This is a genomic window from Gordonia sp. VNK21, from assembly GCF_046098115.1.
Taxonomy (GTDB): Bacteria; Actinomycetota; Actinomycetes; order Mycobacteriales; family Mycobacteriaceae; genus Gordonia.
In genome coordinates, this window is sequence record NZ_JBJURU010000007.1 from 103,478 (window position 1) to 121,917 (window position 18,440).

Here is an 18,440-nt window from a genome sequence, read left to right on the forward strand (position 1 = left end):
CGCCGCCCCGACCACTGTGACGCCGCCCCGGCGGTCCGTCACCAGAAACGAGAAGGCCGAGCATGACCTACCGAGACCCGCGCGATCCGAATCGTCAGAACCCGCAGACTCGGGCGTACACCCAGAACCAGGCCTACACCCAGGGCCAGGCCTATTCCGGCTACCCGGACGAGCAGACCGGCGCCTACCGGCCTGCCCCGCAGCAGTCGAAGCGGCCGGCCGCCCGGCGCGGCCCGGACATCGATCCGGTGCTGTTCTCCGGCGGGGTGCTCGCCACCGGCGTGGTCACCGGTCTGGCAGCCTGGCTGGTCGCCTGGATCGTGCGGACCGTCAGCAACAAGGTCACCGAGTCCGGGCAGCTGGGCATCTGGAATCCGCTCGACCAGAGCGAGTACTGGTTCGCGCTGGTCGGCTTCCTGACCGCACTGTTCGCCGGTGCGCTCTGGTACGTGCTGCAGCTGGCCACTCCCGCCCCGGACGCCTTCTACCGGTGGATCGTCGGCCTGCTGATCGCCGCCGCCGTGATCATTCCGCTGGCCGCCTCCGAGGAGATCTCCAAGGGCATCGGCACCGCCATCCTGCACCTGTGCATCGGCGTGCCGGTGCTGATCCTGATCCCGACGATGGGCAGCCACAGCCGCCGCCGCAACTGACCCGCTACGGACGGCCGCGCATCGGCGGCGTTCAGACCGCCCGCAGGTGCGTCACGTCACCGGCGGCGGCCGCCACCGTCTGGCCGGACGCATCGACCACGATGCGGCCCTCGTCGTCGATGTCGACGGCCTCGCCGACCACCTCGCGGTCACCGGGCAGGATCAGCCGCACCTGCCGGCCCAAGGTGGCGCTGGCGGCCCGATAGTCCGCGGCCAGCCCGGGCAGGTCGTGCGGCCAGCGGACCAGCCGCTCGGACAGCGCCCGCAGGTACGCCGCGGTCAGTTCCGTCGCATCGACCGGCGCTCCGGCCAGCTCGCGCAGCGAGGCGGCCGTCTCGATCGGCGGCTCGGCCCCGGTCAGATCCAGGTTCAGGCCGGTCCCGATGATCGCCGCCCCGCCTCCGCTGTCACCGGCCGGATGGAATTCGCTGAGGATCCCGGCCAGCTTCTTGCCGGCGCCGGCCGCCGTCGAGGGCGCCAGCACGTCGTTGGGCCACTTCAGGTCGGGACGTACCCCGGTCACCTGCAGCACCGCCTCGGCCGCGGCCAGACCGGTCAGCAGCGAGAGCCAGCCGATCGCCGGCAACTGGTCCGGCCTCACCGCGACCCCCGCCGAGACCGCGATCTGCCCGTGCGGGGTCTGCCAGAGCCGCGCGTGCCGCCCCCGGCCGGCCGACTGGAAGCCGGCGATGCGCACCTGCCCGTCCAGGTCCTCACCGGCGTCGGCCCGGGCCGCCAGATCGGCGTTGGTCGATCCGGTTTCGGCCACCACCTCGATCCGGCGCCAGCGCGTACCGCGCAGGGCCTGTTCCAGGCCCGTCTGATCGGGCAGGGACCGGTCGGCAGAGGTTGCATCGCTCACCCCGTCGAGGGTAGCCGCAGCCGCGATCACGCCCCGGGCGATGCAATGTGAGGAAACACTCATATATGCCCCCTTTGACCCGGCTCACAGGGTTCTCGTTAGCATGACGGTTTATGACGACAGCTCGCCGCGACGATGACGCCGCCCCCGACATCCACACCACGGCCGGCAAACTGGCCGACCTCCGCAATCGGCTGGCCGACGCCGAACACCCGGTCGGCGAGGCCGCCGTCGAGCGCACCCACGCCAAGGGCAAGCTCACCGCCCGCGAACGCATCACCCACCTGCTCGACGAGGGCTCCTTCGTGGAGCTCGACGCGCTGGCCCGGCACCGCAGCACCAACTTCGGTCTGGCCGACAAGCGGCCGCTCGGCGACGGCGTGGTGACCGGCTACGGCACCATCGACGGCCGCGAGGTCTGCATCTTCAGCCAGGACGCGACCGTCTTCGGCGGCAGCCTCGGCGAGGTCTACGGCGAGAAGATCGTCAAGGTGATGGACCTGGCGATCAAGACCGGCCGCCCGCTGATCGGCATCAACGACGGCGCCGGCGCCCGCATTCAGGAGGGCGTGGTCTCGCTCGGCCTCTACGGCGAGATCTTCCACCGCAACGTCCGCGCCTCCGGCGTCATCCCGCAGATCTCGCTGATCATGGGCGCCGCAGCCGGCGGCCACGTCTACTCCCCCGCGCTGACCGACTTCGTCGTGATGGTCGACAAGACCAGCCAGATGTTCATCACCGGCCCGGACGTGATCAAGACGGTCACCGGCGAGGAGGTGACCCAGGAGGAGCTCGGCGGCGCCACCACCCACATGACCAAGTCCGGCACCGCGAGCTACGTCGCCTCCGACGAGGAGGACGCCCTCGACTACGTCAAGGAGCTGATCAGCTACCTGCCGTCCAACAGCCGCGCCGAAGCGCCCCGGCTCGCGGCCCAGGCGCATCCCGGCGCCATCGAGGACAACCTCACCGACGAGGACATCGAGCTCGACACGCTGATCCCGGATTCCCCGAATCAGCCGTACGACATGCACCACGTCATCCGGAACATCCTCGACGACGACGAGTTCCTCGAGGTGCAGGCCGAGTACGCCGGGAACATCATCGTCGGCTTCGGCCGGGTGGACGGCCGCAGCGTCGGCATCGTCGCCAATCAGCCCACCCAGTTCGCCGGCTGCCTGGACATCAACGCCTCGGAGAAGGCCGCCCGGTTCGTCCGGACCTGCGACGCCTTCAACATCCCGATCATCACGCTGGTGGACGTTCCCGGCTTCCTGCCCGGTACGGACCAGGAGTACAACGGCATCATCCGCCGCGGCGCCAAGCTGCTGTACGCCTACGGCGAGGCCACCGTCGGCAAGATCACCGTCATCACCCGCAAGGCCTACGGCGGCGCCTACGACGTGATGGGTTCCAAGCACATGGGCGCCGACGTGAACCTGGCCTGGCCCACCGCGCAGATCGCGGTCATGGGCGCCTCCGGCGCCGTCGGCTTCGTCTACCGCGGCCGGCTCAAGGAGGCCGAGGCCAACGGCGAGGACGTCGATGCGCTGCGCCTGGAACTGCAGCAGGAGTACGAGGACACCCTGGTGAACCCGTACGTGGCGGCCGAGCGCGGCTACGTCGATGCGGTGATCCCGCCGAGCCACACCCGCGGCCAGATCGCCAACGCCCTGCGTCTGCTCAAACGCAAGTACGTCCAGCTGCCGCCCAAGAAGCACGGGAACATTCCGCTGTGAGCGCCGACCAGAACACCGCACCGACGCCGAACCCGGAGGCTGCGATGGCCGATGAGAAGCCGAAGGAGCCGTTCCTGCGGGTCGTCAAGGGCGATCCGAGCGACGTGGAGCTCGCCGCCCTGGTGACCGTGATGGCCGCAGCCGGCAGCAGCGACGGCGGCCCGGCCGAGGCCGGCCCGGTGGACCGCTGGGGCCGTCCGGAGGACTACCTCCGTCCGGCGTGGGGGATGCCCACCAGCTTCGTCCACGGCCGGTGACCCGGGTCCTGCTCGGTTCGGCCTCCCCGGCCCGGCGCCGGGTGCTCACCGATGCCGGGCTCGATCCGCTGGTGCTGGTCTCCGACGTCGACGAGGATGCACTGATCGAGGAACTGGCCGGGCTGCCCGAGCCGCAGATCGTCACCCGGCTCGCGCAGGCCAAGGCCGACGCGGTGGTGGCGGAGGTGCTCGCCCCGAGCGCCGATCCGGCGCTGGCCGCGGTCGCCGACGACGGCGTGGTGCTCACCTGCGATTCGATGCTGCTGCTCGGCGGCGAGCTCTCCGGGAAGCCGCATACCCCCGAGGCCGCGGCCGCCCAGTGGCGGCGGATGCGCGGCACCACCGGGCATCTGCTGACCGGGCACTGCGTCACCCGGCTCGCCGGCGGCGCCGTGACCGGCGCGATCGCCCGCAGCGCGTCGACCGCGATCTTCTTCTCCGATGTCCCGGATGCGGTGATCGACCGCTATGTGGCCACCGGCGAGCCGCTCGAGGTGGCCGGCGCCTTCACCCTCGACGGTCTGGGCGGCTGGCTGCTCGACGGGATCGACGGCGATCCGTCGAGCGTGATCGGCATCAGTCTGCCGCTGGTGCGCACTCTGCTGGCCGAACTCGGCGTGGACGTCACCAGCCTCTGGTCGCCCCGCTAACCACCGTTCGACCGCGCGCGACACTCAGATGTTCGCGCTCCCCGTCGATCGGGAGCGCGAACATCTGGATGTCGCGCGAAGCCGTTCAACGGAGGAGGCCGAGCCGTTCCAGACGTCCGTGCACCCGCGGTACCCACCGATCGTGCTCGAAGTCGGCGATGATCGCGCGGGTGACGTCCAGCCCCAGTGCGCGCAGACCGTCCTCCCGGCGCTTCTCCCGGAGCACCACGTCGGCGACGCTCTCCCCGGGCCGCCGCAGCCGCGTGTACTTCTCGACGCCGTCGAACTCTCCGACCAGTCTGCCCTCCCAGTCGTAGTCGGTATAGGCGTCGCTGCCGTCGGGCAGCACGTAGTGCACCTGAATCCGCGGGACGGGCAGGCCGGCCTCGATGATCTGGGCCCGTCCCCACGATTCGCCCGGGTTGGCGGACAGGCCGTCGGCGTGCTGCAGCGCGAACCGGGTCCGCGCGTGCCCCGGTCGGCGACGCTGCTCAAGCACCTCCGCCAGCTCCTCGCGGGTCACTCCGCGCGCCAACGCGGCGTCGAAGACCGCCAGCGCCTGGGCGAAGGTGCCGGCGGCGGCGACGTCGACGGCCGTCCGTGCCGGGCCGGTCAGTACGACCCCGTCGACCTCCACCTCGGTCCCGCCCGCATCGCCGACGTGGATGTGCCGCCGCCGCTGGATCTTCCCGCCGGTGGGCCGGCCGCTCAGCACATGGATCCTGGTCAGATCGGGCCGGAGCAGCTCCAGCCGGAGCACCGCGGCCGCCGACTGGTGACTCAGCACGGGTCCGCCGGCCGCCTGCGCCAGGCAGCGGTAGCGGTACACCGCCGCGCGGCGCCGCCAGGCCACGGTCCGCTCCTCCTCACTCAGCGCGGCTTCCGGCAGGTAGATGCCCCGGGCGACGGGCAGCCAGTCGCCGGCGCGGACCCGGGCGTTGATCTCCGCCGGACTGTGCCCCGCGTCGAGCAGACTGCTGCGAACGAGCAGGCCCTGGGCGTTCACCGGAAGCCTCATGCCCCCGAGTGCACCACCGATCCGCGACGCCGACCAGCACGCCGTTCACAGGCCCAGGCACTGTCCACAGATCGCGATCGACGCCTGCGCGGTCACACCGCGCGACACTCGAATGCTCGCGCTCCCCGTCGATCGGGAGCGCGGACGTTCGAGTGTCGCGCGGCCCGGAGATCGGCTCAGGCGGTGCCGAGGGCCTGCGGCCAGTACTTGGCCAGGCAGACCCCGGGCAGCCCGGTCTGGGGCAGCTGGGCCCTCCACTGGCCGCCGGTGAAACCGGTCGTCATCGCCCCGATGCGTTCGGTGATGGTGCCGTGGCCCATGTCCGGTCCGGGATCGGCGACGCTGGCCATCAGCACCACCGCCTGGGCGATGTCCTTGACACCCAGGTCCTTCCGGGCGAACACGGTGGCCGCCCAGTTCCCGGCGAAGCAGTCGGCGAGCAGTTCGGCGTTGTTGCCGGTCGGCGCCGAGTTCTCGTCCTCAGTCATCTGGTAGGCCTCGGCGAGCCGGTACATGACGTGGTGCCCGTATTCGTGGGCGACGATGGTGGCGGCGCTGAAGTCGCCGAGCATGACCCCGCTCTGCCCCATCAGCCGGCCGTCCCAGATGTCGGCGAAGGTCTGCACCGGCAGGATCACCGAGCCCACGCGCAGGGTGCCGGAGCCGTCGGGCTGCTTGTCGATCGAGCAGTAGAAGGCGTTGGGGAAGTCGCTGGTGAGCGCCTCCGACGCGCCGTCCTCGTCCATGCATTCGGAGGTGAACGTGGCGCCCGGCTCGATCAGCTTGCGGCCGGTGCTCGCGTCGTCGATGTTGAGCTGGCCGAACCAGTCCGCCCAGATCGTGTCGAGGTCGTCGAGCACCGCGGTCAGGTAGGTGGTGACCGCCGCGCTCTGGCTGCCGTCGGTCACCCCGCTCTCGCCGACCCGGGTCACGCCGGGGACCTCGAGGGTCGGGCACTGCGCCTCGGTGCAGCGGATCGGATCGCCCTTGACCACCCGCTGCGGCGAGCCGTCGACCGTGCAACCTGCCAGCAGTGCCGCCACGGCGCTCAGTGCGACGGCGGCGCCCGCGAGCCGGCCGGCGCCGCCCGTTCTCCGTCGACGGCGCAGCGTGAGGGCAGATGTCATGGCATGAAAGCTAGCAAGAAGCCGGTCGCACTGCGCCGGTACGTCATTCACACGTTGCAGCGGATCGGGCCGTATGCTTGTGACACCGGAGACGCACAGCTCACCGGTGGGCTGCGTGTGACACCGCCCGATCCGAAACCTTGGGAGCTACGCAAAGTGCCAGTCGAACTCGATCCGAACCCGGCTTTCGCCGCCTACGCCCACCCCGAGCGACTGGTGAGTGCCGACTGGCTCTCAGCTCACCTGGGCGCGCCGGGTCTGAAGATCATCGAATCCGATGAGGACGTGCTGCTCTACGACATCGGCCACATCCCCACCGCGCAGAAGGTGGACTGGCACCTGAATCTGAACGACCCGACGGTGCGCGACTACATCGACGGCGAGCAGTTCGCCGAGCTGATGCGCAGCAAGGGCATCGAGCGCGACGACACCGTGGTGATCTACGGCGACAAGAGCAACTGGTGGGCGGCCTACGCACTGTGGGTTTTCACCCTCTTCGGCCATCCCGACGTGCGCCTGCTCGACGGCGGCCGGGACGCCTGGATGAACGAGCAGCGCGAGACCTCGTTCGACGTTCCCGAATACCCGCGCAGCGACTACCCGGTGGTCACCCGCGACGATGCGCCCATCCGCGCCTTCGCCGCCGAGGTGCGCGAGGCCATCGGCCGCGAGCCGCTGGTGGATGTGCGCTCCCCGCAGGAGTACACCGGCGAGCGCACCCACATGCCGGACTACCCGGAGGAGGGTGCGCTGCGCGGCGGTCACATCCCCACGGCCATCTCCATCCCGTGGGCCAAGGCCGCCGCCCCCGACGGCCGGTTCCGTTCCCGCGCCGAACTCGAAGAGGTATACGCGGGCCTGGATCCGCAGACGCCGACCATCGCCTACTGCCGGATCGGCGAACGCTCGAGCCACACTTGGTTCGTGCTGACCCACCTGCTGGGCTTCCCCAACGTCCGCAACTACGACGGCTCCTGGACCGAATGGGGCAACTCCGTGCGCGCCCCGATCGTCACCGGACCGGAGCCGGACGGCGCGCCGGCCGCGGAGTAGTCTTACCGCGATGACCCTGACCCCAGCCCTTCAGGAGATCGTCGACGACTTCGCCGCGCTCGACGATCGGGACAGGGCCACCCTGCTCCTGGAGTTCGCCGACGATCTGCCCGACCTGCCCGAGCATCTGCAGACCGCGGCGATGGAGCCGGTCCCGGAGTGCCAGTCGCCGATCTTCCTGTCCGTGGATGCGGCCGATCCGGCAGCGGTCCGGCTGTACTTCAGTGCACCGCGGGAGGCCCCGACCACCCGCGGTTTCGCGTCGATCCTGCACCAGGGTCTCGACGGCGCCAGTGCCGCCGAGATCGCCGAGGTGCCCTCCGACTTCGCCTCCACGCTGAACCTGGCGTCGGTGGTCTCGCCGCTGCGTCTGCGCGGCATGTCCGGCATGCTCATGCGTATCAAGCGGCAGGTCGCCGAGCAGACCGCCGGTTGAAAGCTCTACCAGCGCAATGGAATTCATCCAGATTCTCGACGCAGACATCCGCCCCGGAGGCCTCGTCGAGTGGGTGCCCTCGGTGCCCGGCGGCCTCGGCAGCTGGCATCGTGATCCGCGGCCGACCTCCCACAATCACGAGCAGCATCTGCGGGCGGCGCTCGAGTACCGGGAGCGGACCCGCCGAGCGGGCGGCCGCGAGTCCTGGCTGGGCCTGACGGCCGAATTCGACGAACCGATGTCGGTGCCCGCGGTCCGGGCCACGGTGATCGCGTGGATCAACCGGCATGAGGTGCTGCGCACCCATGTGGTGGTCGACGACACCACCGAACCCGACGGCACCGTCCGGACCGGCACCGCGCGCTACACCACCGACCCGGGCACCGTGAAGGTCACCATGAGCCGGATCGGCTGGTACGCGCAGACCCCGATCCTCCTCGAGCAGATCGCGGGCTCCTTCGACCGGGTCACCGCTCCCCTGCATTGGCCGGCCTACCGCTTCGCCACCGTCGCCCGCGCCGACAGCTTCACCCTGCTCTTCGCCGCCGATCACTCGCTGGTCGACGGCTACTCGCTGGTGACCGCGCATCACGAGCTGCGCGAGCTGTACCGGGCCCACCGGGACCGGCGCGCCCCCGAGCTGCGCTCGACGGGCAGCTACATCGACTTCTCGGGCAGCGAAAGGGTGGCCGCCGACGACGCCGACGAGCGGCACACCGCCGTCGCGGTCTGGGACGAGTTCCTCGCCGGCGGCGGGCTGCCCCGGTTCGAGCCGATCCCGGCGCCGGTGCCGGCGGAGCTGAGTCCGGCCAGCGAACGCGGACCGGCGCAGCTGTCGATCACCTCGATGCTGCTCGACGACGACGCCACCCGCTCCTTCGAGTCGGTCTGCACCGCCCGCGGCGGCTCGCTCATCGGCGGCCTGCTCGCTCTGCTGGCGATCGTCTACCGCCACCAGTCCGGTGCCGAGACCATGCGCACGGTCATGCCCCGGCACACCCGCCAGCACGCCCGTCTGCACACCGCACTCGGCTGGTTCGTCGGCCTGGCCCCGATCAGCATCGACGTGGCCGACGATCCGGACTTCGCCGCCGCCCTCGACCGGGCCATGCTCGCCCTCGACCGCACCCGCAGCGGCGCCTCCCTGCCCCTGGTCCGGCTGTCGCAGCTGCTCGGCTTCTCGCCCGAGCCGCGGTTCGTCGTGTCGTTCATGGACACCCGGATGGTGCCGGCCAGCGACATCGCCGACGACGGCGGGGCGCGGGCCCTGCGCAGCCACTCCTACGCCGACGACGAGGTGTACATCTGGTTCAACCGCACCCCGACCGGCCTGCGGCTGCACTGCCGCTACCCCGGCGACGCACCCGGACACGCCCACTCCCCGGTTCTGCAGGCCTTTTTCCAGGAGTTCGCCGCGTTACTCGCGAGTACCCCGGCGGTCGGGTAAATAACCAGTTCTAGATGCAGACCCTCGGTCGCACAGAGCAGATGCTCGGTGCGTTAGTCTGAGTGCCGGAGATCACGGCGCCTACACTCCGGGGCCGTATCGCACACTGCGCGGATCAAGCCCGCGGTGGCAGCAGAAGACAGTGACCGGTGTCTGACGGCAACGGTCCACCAGCAACGGCCCGTTACCCGCGGGCTCGGATCAGGAGAGCCAGTGCCCAACAGCGGAGAGATCGTCCAGAAGACCATCACCAAGGTGCTCATCGCCAACCGCGGTGAAATCGCTGTCCGAGTGATCCGCGCCGCCCGGGACGCCGGCATCGCCAGCGTCGCCGTGTACGCCGAACCCGACGCGAACGCCCTGTTCGTCCAGCTGGCCGACGAGGCCTTCGCGCTCGGCGGCCAGACCTCAGCCGAGTCGTACCTGGTCTTCGACAAGCTCCTCGACGCCGCGGCCCGCTCCGGTGCCGACGCCGTCCACCCCGGCTACGGCTTCCTGTCCGAGAACGCCGATTTCGCTCAGGCCGTGATCGACGCCGGACTGATCTGGATCGGACCGTCGCCGCAGTCGATCCGCGATCTCGGCGACAAGGTCACCGCCCGGCACATCGCCGAGCGCGCCAACGCCCCGATGGCCGCCGGCACCAAGGATCCGGTCGCCGGCGCCGACGAGGTGGTCGCCTTCGCCGAGCAGTACGGCGTCCCGGTGGCCATCAAGGCCGCGTTCGGCGGCGGCGGGCGCGGCATGAAGGTGGCCCACACCATCGAGGAGATCCCCGAGCTCTTCGAGTCGGCCACCCGCGAGGCGGTCGCCGCCTTCGGCCGCGGCGAGTGTTTCGTCGAGCAGTACCTCGACAAGGCCCGCCACGTCGAGGCGCAGGTCATCGCCGACCAGCACGGCAACGTGATCGTCGCCGGCACCCGCGACTGCTCGCTGCAGCGCCGCTTCCAGAAGCTGGTCGAGGAGGCCCCGGCGCCGTTCCTGACCGACGACCAGCGCGAGCGGATCCACTCCTCGGCCAAGGCCATCTGCCGCGAGGCCCACTACTACGGCGCCGGCACCGTCGAATACCTGGTGCAGGGCGACACCGTCTCCTTCCTGGAGGTCAACACCCGCCTGCAGGTCGAGCACCCGGTCACCGAGGAGACCTCCGGCATCGACCTGGTGCGCCAGCAGTTCCGCATCGCCGAGGGCAAGACCCTCGAGATCACCGAGGACCCCACCCCGCGCGGGCACTCCTTCGAGTTCCGGATCAACGGCGAGGACGCCGGCCGCGGCTTCCTGCCCGCCCCCGGCCCGGTCGCGGTCTACCGCGAGCCGACCGGCCCGGGCGTGCGCGTCGACTCGGGTGTGCGCGCCGGCGACGTCATCGGCGGCCAGTTCGACTCGATGCTCGCCAAGCTCATCGTGACCGGCGAGAACCGGCAGCAGGCACTCGAGCGCTCGGCCCGTGCCCTCGCCGAGTTCGAGGTCGACGGCCTGGCCACGGTCATCCCGTTCCACCGGCACATCGTCACCAACCCGGCCTTCATCGGCAGCGCCGACGAGAACGGGGTCGAGAAGTTCGACGTCTACACCAAGTGGATCGAGAACGAGTGGGACAACCAGATCGAGCCCTTCGGCGGGGCCGCCGAGGCCGCCGACGACGACGCCCTGCCGCGGCAGAGCGTGGTGGTCGAGGTGGGCGGCCGGCGCGTCGAGGTCTCGCTGCCGGGTGATCTGAACCTCTCCGGCGGCGGCAACGGCGCGAACGGTGCGCTGCGGCGCAAGCCCAAGTCGCGCACCCGCAGCAAGTCCGGCGGGGCCAAGGTCTCCGGCGATGCGGTGGCCGCACCGATGCAGGGCACCGTCGTCAAGGTGGCCATCGCCGAGGGCGACACCGTGGCCGCCGGCGACCTGGTCGTGGTCCTCGAGGCCATGAAGATGGAGAACCCGGTGACCGCGCACAAGGACGGCACCGTGACCGGCCTGGCTGTGGAGGCCGGCGCCGCCGTCACCCAGGGCACCGTCCTGCTCGAGATCAAGTAAGCCGCGATCGATCCCGCGGGAATCGGTACCGGTGCAGGCCGTCGAGATCAATGCGGGCGCGTGGTATCTGCGCGCCCTGCGCGGCGACGACCGGCTCTCCGACGTACCCGCCCTGACCGATCTGGGTCTGAGTGACCCGGCCGGCTACATCGCCGGCGCAGACCGCCCAGACGCGGACGGCGACGTCCGTTGCGTCTGGGCGGTCTGCATCCCCACCACCGGGGAACTGATCGCCCTGATCGGGGTGACCGGCCGCGAGGGCGGCGACGGCGCGCTGTGCGGGCGCGCCCGGTCCGGCTACGCCGGGGCGCTCGCCGACGTCGCCGGACCGGTCCGCCGCTTCGCCGAACAGGCCCTGTCGGTGACCGTCGGCGACGCCCCGATCCGGCCGGAGACCCCGTGATCCGGGTTACCGGGAAGTTGACCGGCCGGTAGGTGTGTCATTCGTCGCTTCCCCCGGGTTACGTTTCAGTAGGCACTACCCCTACGCTGCCCGTCCGCATACCGTGGACGAGCCGGCCGATGTGCGTCCGGCCACCCGGTCGTGTGCTCTCACAGCCCGAGACACCGGTGGCACCGCACCCCAGCATCAGCCGTCAGCCAACCCGCCGTGGTCGTTCACGGCACAACGCAGAGAGGGCGCATGTTCCGTCGTATCGCGATAGTCAACCGGGGAGAGGCCGCCATGCGGCTGATCAACGCCGTCCGGGATCTGGGCGCCGAGACCGGACAGGACGTGCAGACCGTCGCTCTGCACACCGACGTGGATGCAGGCGCCACCTTTGTCCGGGAGGCCGATCTGACCTACGACCTCGGACCGGCCGCGCAGCGCCCCTACATCAACCTCGAGGTGCTCGAACGCGCCCTCGTCGACACCGAGGCCGACGCGGCCTGGGTGGGCTGGGGCTTCGTCGCCGAGGACCCGGCTTTCGCGGAGCTGTGTGAGCGGATCGGCGTCACCTTCATCGGCCCGTCGGCCGAGGCGATGCGCCGGCTCGGCGACAAGATCGGCGCCAAGCTGATCGCCGAAGAGGTGGGCGTGCCGGTGGCGCCGTGGAGCGGCGGCGAGGTGCGCACCCAGGAGGAGGCCGTCGAGGCCGCCGAACGCATCGGGTATCCGCTGATGCTCAAGGCCACCGCCGGCGGCGGCGGCCGCGGCATCCGCCGGGTCGACGACGAGGCCGACCTGGTGGACGCCTACCAGCGGACCCGCGACGAGGCCGAGCGCGCCTTCGGCAGCGGTGTGGTCTTCCTGGAGCGGCTGGTCACCGGAGCCCGCCACGTCGAGGTCCAGGTGATCTCCGACGGCGAGACCGCGTGGGCGCTGGGCGTGCGCGACTGTTCGGTTCAGCGGCGCAACCAGAAGGTCATCGAGGAGTCCGCGTCGCCGGTCCTCGCCCCCGACCAGGTGGCCGAGGTCAAGGCCTCCGCCGAACGCCTGGCCGTGAAGGTGGGCTACCGCGGTGCGGCCACCGTCGAATTCCTGTACCACCCCGGCGAACAGCTCTTCGCCTTCCTCGAGGTCAACACCCGGCTGCAGGTGGAGCATCCGATCACCGAGGTCACCACCGACTTCGATCTGGTGCGGGCGCAGATTCACGTCGCACTCGGCGGCAAGCTCACCGGCGACCGGCCGGGCGAGCGCGGCCATGCCGTCGAAGCGCGCCTGAACGCCGAGGATCCGGACCGCGACTTCGCCCCGGCACCCGGCTACATCGCCCGGCTCGAACTGCCCTCCGGCCCGGGCGTGCGGGTCGATACCGGGGTCAGCGAGGGCGACACCATCCCCGCCGACTTCGATTCGATGATCGCCAAGATCATCGCCTACGGCAGCGACCGCGATCAGGCGCTGGCCCGGTTGCGCCGCGCCATGTCGCGCACTCGCGTGGTCATCGAGGGCGGCGCCACCAACAGCAGCTTCATCATCGATCTGCTCGACCAGCCCGAGGTGATCGACGGCAGCGCCGACACCGGCTGGATCGACCGGGTGCGCGCCGAGGGACGCCTGGTGAGCAACCGGCATTCGTCGGTGGCGCTGGCCACCGCCGCCATCGAGGCGTACATCGAGGAGGAGCAGGCTGAGCTGAACCGGCTGCTGGCCACCGCCCGCGGCGGCCGTCCGCAGGTGAGGCACGAGAGCGGCCGGCCCATCGACTTCAAACTGCGCGGCGTGAGCTACCGGGTCCGGGTGGCCCGGGTGGGCGCCCAGCGTTTCCGGGTGATCATCGAGGCCGGCACCGAGTCGCGGACCGCCGACGTCTCCCTCGAACGCTACGACGAGCACACCGGCCGGCTCACCGTCAACGGCGAGCGGTTCCGGATCCTCACCGACACGCACGGCCCGATCCACCTGGTGGACGTCGACGGCGTCACCCACCGGATCAGCCGCGACGAGGGCGGCGTCGTCCGCTCCCCCGCCCCGGCGCTGGTCATCGCCACCCCGCTCGAGGTGGGCGACGAAGTGCAGTCCGGTGATCCGGTGCTGGTCCTCGAGTCGATGAAGATGGAGACGGTGCTGCGCGCACCGTTCGCCGCCCGCCTCAAGGAGTGCGTGGTCTCGGTGGGCGCTCAGGTCGAGACCGGGGCGCCGCTGCTGCGGCTCGAGCCGATCGGCGACGGCGAGGACGAGCAGGAGACGGACGGCGCCGGCGCAGCGCTGGATCTGCCCGAGCTCCGGGTCCAGAGCGACGCGAGCCGCCTGGCCGAACGCGACCGCGAGGACCTCGGTTCGCTGATGCTCGGCTTCGACGTCGCCCCGCAGGACAGCGGTCGGCTGCTCGACCACTACCTGCAGCTGCGCGCCGAGGAGGCCGAGGCCGCCGGTGGCCGGTTCCCGCTGGCCGCCGAAAGCGAACTGCTGGTGATCTTCGCCGATCTGGCCGAGCTGGCCCGGCGCCGCCCGTCCGACGACGACGTCGACACCCGCGTGCATTCGGCCCGCGAGCACTTCCACACCTACCTGCAGAGCCTCGACGTGGAGGTGGCCGGACTGCCCGAGCAGTTCCGCACCAAACTCGCCGCGGCGCTCGCCCACTACGGGATCGAAAGCCTCGACCGCACCGAGGACCTCGAGGCCGCGGTCTTCCGCATCTTCCTGGCGCTGCAGGGTATCGACGACACGGTGCCCGGCATCGCGGCGCTGCTGCGGCGCTGGATGAAGGAGCCGGCGCCGGCCCCCGAACTGCGCGACCACGTCGGGCACGTCCTCGAGCATCTGGTGAGCGCGGCGCAGCTGCGTTTCCCGGCGATCGCGGACCTCGCTCGCGGGGTGCTGTACGCCTGGTACGGGCGGCCGCGGCTGCGGCGCACCCGTGAGCGGGTCTACGCCGCCATCGACAGCGACCTGAACTACCTGGACGCCGATCCGCAGGCCTCCGACCGCGCCGAGCGGATCGCCGAGATGGTCAAGAGCACCGAGCCGCTGGTGCGGGTGCTCAGCCGCCGGCTCGCCGACCCGGAGCTCGACAATGCGGTGATGCTCGAGGTGCTCACCCGCCGCTACTACGGCAACAAGGGCATCAAGGACGTGGCCACCCACCGGGCCGGCGGGGTGACCTTCGTACTGGCGCAGCGGGAGGACTCGCTGCTGGTCTCGGCGGCGACGAGTTTCGATCGGCTCGACACCGCCATCCTCGGGCTCGCCGAACTCGCCGACGGTGCCGTCTCCATCGACGCCGACGTCTACGTGCGCTGGGAGGATCAGCCCGACGACCTCGACGAGATGGCGGCCCGGCTGCACGATGTGGTCTCGGGCCGGATGCTGCCCAATCAGGTGCACCGGGTGACCACCACCGTCGCCGCCCCCGGCGACGAGGCCATGCACCATCACGTGACCTTCCGGCCGTCGGTCACCGGGATGACCGAGGACCGGCTGATCCGCGGTCTGCATCCGTACATCGCCCAGCGCATGCAGATGGAGCGGCTGCGCAAGTTCGACCTCACCCGGCTGCGCTCGTCGGACAACGAGGAGGTCTACCTGTACCGGGCGGTGGCCAAGGCCAACGCCAACGACGATCGGCTGATCGCGTTCACCCAGATCCGCGACCTGACCGCGGTACAGGAGCAGGACGGCAACCTGCTCACCCTGCCGACCGCCGAGCGTGCCTTCGAGGCCAGCGTGGATTCGATCCGCCGCGCCCAGGCCAAGCGGCCCTCGTCCACGCGGTTCAACACCAACCGCATCGTCATGTACATCTGGCCGCCGCTGGAGGTGTCCGAACGTCAGCTGCTGCGGGTGGTCGAGCACACGCTGGGCACCGCGGCCTCGACCGACGGGGCCGGTCTCGAGGAGATCCTGCTGATCGCCCGGCATAGGGATCCGCAGACCGGCGAGCTCAGCAAGATCGCGGTCACGGTGAACTTCAACGCCGCCGGCGACACCCGGATCGTCGTCGGCGAGCCGGACAGCTCGCCGATCGAACCGGTCGACGAGTACCGGCAGAAGGTGCTGCGCGCCGCCCGGCGCAACACCGTCTACCCGTACGAGCTGACCGAGATGCTCGGCAGCTTCACCGAATACGACCTCGACGAGCACGGCGCACTCGCGCCGGTGACCCGGCCCAAGGGCAACAACTCGGCGGCCGTGGTGGTCGGTGTGGTCAGCACGCCCACCGTCAAGTACCCCGAGGGCATCTCCCGCGTGGTGATGCTCGGCGACCCCACCAAGTCGCTCGGCGCACTCACCGAACCGGAGTGCCGGCGCTACATCGCCGCCCTCGACCTCGCCGAGGAACTGGGGCTGCCGGTCGAGTGGTACGCGGTCTCGTCCGGTGCCGCGGTGAAGATGGAGTCGGGCACCGAGAACCTGGACTGGGTGGCGGCCGCGCTCAAGCGCATCGTCGAGTTCACCCAGGACGGCGGTGAGATCAACATCGTGGTGGCCGGCATCAACGTCGGCGGGCAGGCCTACTGGAACGCCGAGGCCACCATGCTCATGCACACCAAGGGCATTCTGGTGATGACCCCGGATTCGTCGATGGTGCTCACCGGCAAGAACGCGCTGGACTTCTCCGGCGGCGTCTCGGCCGAGGACAACTTCGGGATCGGCGGCCACGACCGGGTGATGGGCCCGAACGGCGAGGCGCAGTACTGGGCGCCCAACCTGACGGCGGCGATCGGTGTGGTGATGAGCCACTACGAGCACACCTACGTGCTGCCCGGCGAGTCCGGTCCGCGGACCGCGGCCACCGCCGACCCGGCCGACCGCGACATCTCGGACTACCCGCACGAGCTCGAGGGCAGCGAGTTCGCCACCGTCGGCGAGATCTTCTCGGCGACCGCCAACCCGGATCGCAAGAAGCCGTTCGCCATCCGCTCGGTGATGAACGCCGTGCTCGACCAGGATCAGGCGGCGCTCGAGCGGTGGGCCGGGATGGCCGACGCCGAGACCGTCGTCGTCCAGGACGCGCATCTGGGCGGGCATCCGGTGACCCTGATCGGGATCGAGTCCACACCGGTTCCCCGGCGCGGCTTCGTGCCGGCCGACGGTCCGGACACCTTCAGCGCCGGCACCCTGTTCCCGCAGTCGTCGAAGAAGGCGGCCCGGGCGATCAATGCGGCGAGCGGCAACCGCCCGGTGGTGGTGCTGGCCAATCTGTCCGGCTTCGACGGCTCTCCCGAGTCGCTGCGCAAGCTGCAGCTCGAGTACGGCGCCGAGATCGGCCGGGCCATCATCAACTTCGACGGCCCGATCGTCTTCACGGTGATCTCCCGGTACCACGGCGGCGCATTCGTGGTCTTCTCCAAGGCCCTGAACCCGAATATGACGGTGCTGGCCATCGAGGGCTCGTTCGCCTCGGTGCTCGGCGGCGCGCCCGCCGCGGCCGTCGTCTTCGCCGGCGACGTCCGCACCCGCACGGAGAACGATCCGCGGATCCAGGCGCTGCAGACCCGGCTCGAGACCGCCTCGGACACCGAGTTCAACGACATCTCCGCCGAGCTCGAGGAGATGCGGGCCACGGTCCGCGCCGAGAAGCTCGCCGAGGTGGCCGCCGAATTCGACGCGGTGCACAGCATCGAGCGCGCGGTGAAGGTCGGTTCCGCCGACGCCATCATCAGCGCCGCCGAGCTCCGGCCCCGCATCATCGAGGCGATCGAGAACCACACCGCCTGACCCGCCTCATCCCCTGATCGTGCCGGACCGGGCGGTCAGGGGGTGGAGGTGAGGTCGCTGCAGTCCACCTGCGCGAGGGCGGCGGCGTTGTGGTCCAGGTATGCCACGGCGCCGCCGGCCTGCGCCACCAGCTCGGCGGCCTGAGCGAGCATGCCTGCGCCCACGTACACCGGCTGGGAGGGCCGGCCGTTCCAGGTGGCCCGGGCCATCGTGTCCCGGCTGCCGCCGGCGGCGGCGAGCACCCGTCGCACCCCCACCTCGCCGAGCACCGGGGCGTCCACCGTCTGCAGCAGCACCCCGGCCAGATCCGGCCGGCTGCGGGCGAAGTCGATGGCCGCACCGACGGATTCGTCGAGCGCCTCGAACCAGCCGGGCAGATAGAAGGTGGTCGACGAGTCGGTCGGCGGCACCACCAGCCGGGAACCGAGGACCACGTACAACTCGTCGCAACCGCCGGCCGAGAGATCGTCGAGCAGGATCCTCAGGCGTTCGTTCTGCGGGACCTCGTCGTCGACGGGCGCGGCGCTCTCGTCGCCGCGGGCGACCAGCACGATGCCGGCGATCGGTTCGATCCGGTCACCGGACGCCGTCGTGCCGTTCAGTCTCATACCGCTTCCGACCCTACGCCGAAGCCTGCGCAGACGGTACGCCGCGGCGCGTCCGGGGCAAGAGTTAAACCCACCGGCGGGCGCGATGTGCCCGCCGGGGCGGCAGACCATTACACTCGGGGTCGCGATTGGTTTCGCCCGGTGCGCGCACATTCAAGGAGCCCCTTCAGTGCGTGCCGGGCACCGAGCCGGGTCGCCGCCTGCGGCGGCGGCATCGGCGAGAGGGAATCCGGTGAGAATCCGGAGCTGACCCGCAGCGGTATACCGGAACGATCGCCGTCACCAGCACTGGGAGCCGGAAGCCTCTGGACTCCTGGGAAGCGACGGCCAGTAGGAGCACCAGTTCGGTGCGCGCCGGTGAGCCCGAAGACCTGCCTGTCGTACCGGATGCGCCGCGTCCGGTGACTGTCCGCCTCGTGGAATGGGCGATGTCGAAGGGCTGTACACGTC

General features: G+C 70.6%; 14 protein-coding genes and 1 riboswitch. Of the genes, 10 read left to right on the plus strand and 4 right to left on the minus strand.

Annotated elements, in window-relative coordinates; translation table 11 throughout:
* Nucleotides 1-62 precede the first annotated feature (62 nt).
* Complete coding sequence (locus ACJMNC_RS09410; RefSeq protein WP_408947686.1) at nt 63-653, plus strand: DUF6069 family protein; 591 nt, start codon at nt 63-65, stop codon at nt 651-653.
* 31 nt (nt 654-684) lie between these two features.
* On the opposite strand, the gene ACJMNC_RS09415 is transcribed toward ACJMNC_RS09410, so the two are convergent.
* Nucleotides 685-1,515, minus strand: a complete 831-nt coding sequence (locus ACJMNC_RS09415) for a biotin--[acetyl-CoA-carboxylase] ligase (protein WP_408947687.1) — start codon at nt 1,513-1,515, stop codon at nt 685-687.
* Nucleotides 1,516-1,628: 113 nt separating this feature from the next.
* Here ACJMNC_RS09415 and ACJMNC_RS09420 point away from each other — a divergent pair, with 113 nt between their 5' ends.
* The 3 genes from ACJMNC_RS09420 to ACJMNC_RS09430 are packed head-to-tail and all read left to right on the plus strand — an operon-like array spanning nt 1,629 to nt 4,161.
* The gene (locus ACJMNC_RS09420; protein ID WP_408947688.1) at nt 1,629-3,254 is read left to right on the plus strand and encodes an acyl-CoA carboxylase subunit beta; all 1,626 of its coding nucleotides are present in this window, start codon (nt 1,629-1,631) and stop codon (nt 3,252-3,254) included.
* Nucleotides 3,251-3,511, plus strand: a complete 261-nt coding sequence (locus tag ACJMNC_RS09425; RefSeq protein ID WP_408947689.1) for an acyl-CoA carboxylase subunit epsilon — start codon at nt 3,251-3,253, stop codon at nt 3,509-3,511. The genes ACJMNC_RS09420 and ACJMNC_RS09425 overlap by 4 nt, the downstream gene beginning before the upstream one ends.
* Nucleotides 3,508-4,161, plus strand: a complete 654-nt coding sequence (locus tag ACJMNC_RS09430) for a Maf family protein (RefSeq protein WP_408947690.1) — start codon at nt 3,508-3,510, stop codon at nt 4,159-4,161. Before ACJMNC_RS09425 ends, ACJMNC_RS09430 begins: the two co-directional genes overlap by 4 nt.
* Before the next feature lie 85 nt (nt 4,162-4,246).
* On the opposite strand, the gene ACJMNC_RS09435 is transcribed toward ACJMNC_RS09430, so the two are convergent.
* Both ACJMNC_RS09435 and ACJMNC_RS09440 read right to left on the minus strand, forming a co-directional pair.
* Complete coding sequence (locus ACJMNC_RS09435) at nt 4,247-5,179, minus strand: type IV toxin-antitoxin system AbiEi family antitoxin (RefSeq protein ID WP_408947691.1); 933 nt, start codon at nt 5,177-5,179, stop codon at nt 4,247-4,249.
* 176 nt (nt 5,180-5,355) lie between these two features.
* The gene (locus ACJMNC_RS09440; protein ID WP_408947692.1) at nt 5,356-6,306 is read right to left on the minus strand and encodes a neutral zinc metallopeptidase; all 951 of its coding nucleotides are present in this window, start codon (nt 6,304-6,306) and stop codon (nt 5,356-5,358) included.
* Between the two features lie 156 nt (nt 6,307-6,462).
* Here ACJMNC_RS09440 and ACJMNC_RS09445 point away from each other — a divergent pair, with 156 nt between their 5' ends.
* The 6 genes from ACJMNC_RS09445 to ACJMNC_RS09470 all read left to right on the plus strand — a co-directional run bounded on the left by ACJMNC_RS09445 (nt 6,463) and on the right by ACJMNC_RS09470 (nt 17,382).
* On the plus strand, nt 6,463-7,359 hold the full coding sequence (locus tag ACJMNC_RS09445) for a sulfurtransferase (RefSeq protein ID WP_408947693.1): 897 nt from the start codon (nt 6,463-6,465) through the stop codon (nt 7,357-7,359).
* Between the two features lie 10 nt (nt 7,360-7,369).
* Nucleotides 7,370-7,795, plus strand: coding sequence for a SufE family protein (locus ACJMNC_RS09450; protein ID WP_408947694.1), 426 nt, complete (start codon nt 7,370-7,372; stop codon nt 7,793-7,795).
* A gap of 16 nt (nt 7,796-7,811) precedes the next feature.
* Entirely contained in the window at nt 7,812-9,242 is a 1,431-nt protein-coding gene (locus ACJMNC_RS09455; RefSeq protein WP_408947695.1) for a condensation domain-containing protein, read from the plus strand.
* Nucleotides 9,243-9,455: 213 nt separating this feature from the next.
* Entirely contained in the window at nt 9,456-11,270 is a 1,815-nt protein-coding gene (locus ACJMNC_RS09460) for an acetyl/propionyl/methylcrotonyl-CoA carboxylase subunit alpha (protein ID WP_408947696.1), read from the plus strand.
* 31 nt (nt 11,271-11,301) lie between these two features.
* Complete coding sequence (locus ACJMNC_RS09465; RefSeq protein WP_408947697.1) at nt 11,302-11,673, plus strand: hypothetical protein; 372 nt, start codon at nt 11,302-11,304, stop codon at nt 11,671-11,673.
* Between the two features lie 240 nt (nt 11,674-11,913).
* The gene (locus ACJMNC_RS09470) at nt 11,914-17,382 is read left to right on the plus strand and encodes a carboxyl transferase domain-containing protein (protein ID WP_408947698.1); all 5,469 of its coding nucleotides are present in this window, start codon (nt 11,914-11,916) and stop codon (nt 17,380-17,382) included.
* Between the two features lie 35 nt (nt 17,383-17,417).
* Here the strand turns inward: ACJMNC_RS09470 and ACJMNC_RS09475 are convergent, their stop codons facing one another.
* Nucleotides 17,418-17,990, minus strand: coding sequence for an NTP transferase domain-containing protein (locus tag ACJMNC_RS09475; RefSeq protein ID WP_408947699.1), 573 nt, complete (start codon nt 17,988-17,990; stop codon nt 17,418-17,420).
* A 173-nt stretch (nt 17,991-18,163) separates the two neighbouring features.
* Nucleotides 18,164-18,384, plus strand: a riboswitch (cobalamin riboswitch).
* Nucleotides 18,385-18,440 lie beyond the last annotated feature (56 nt).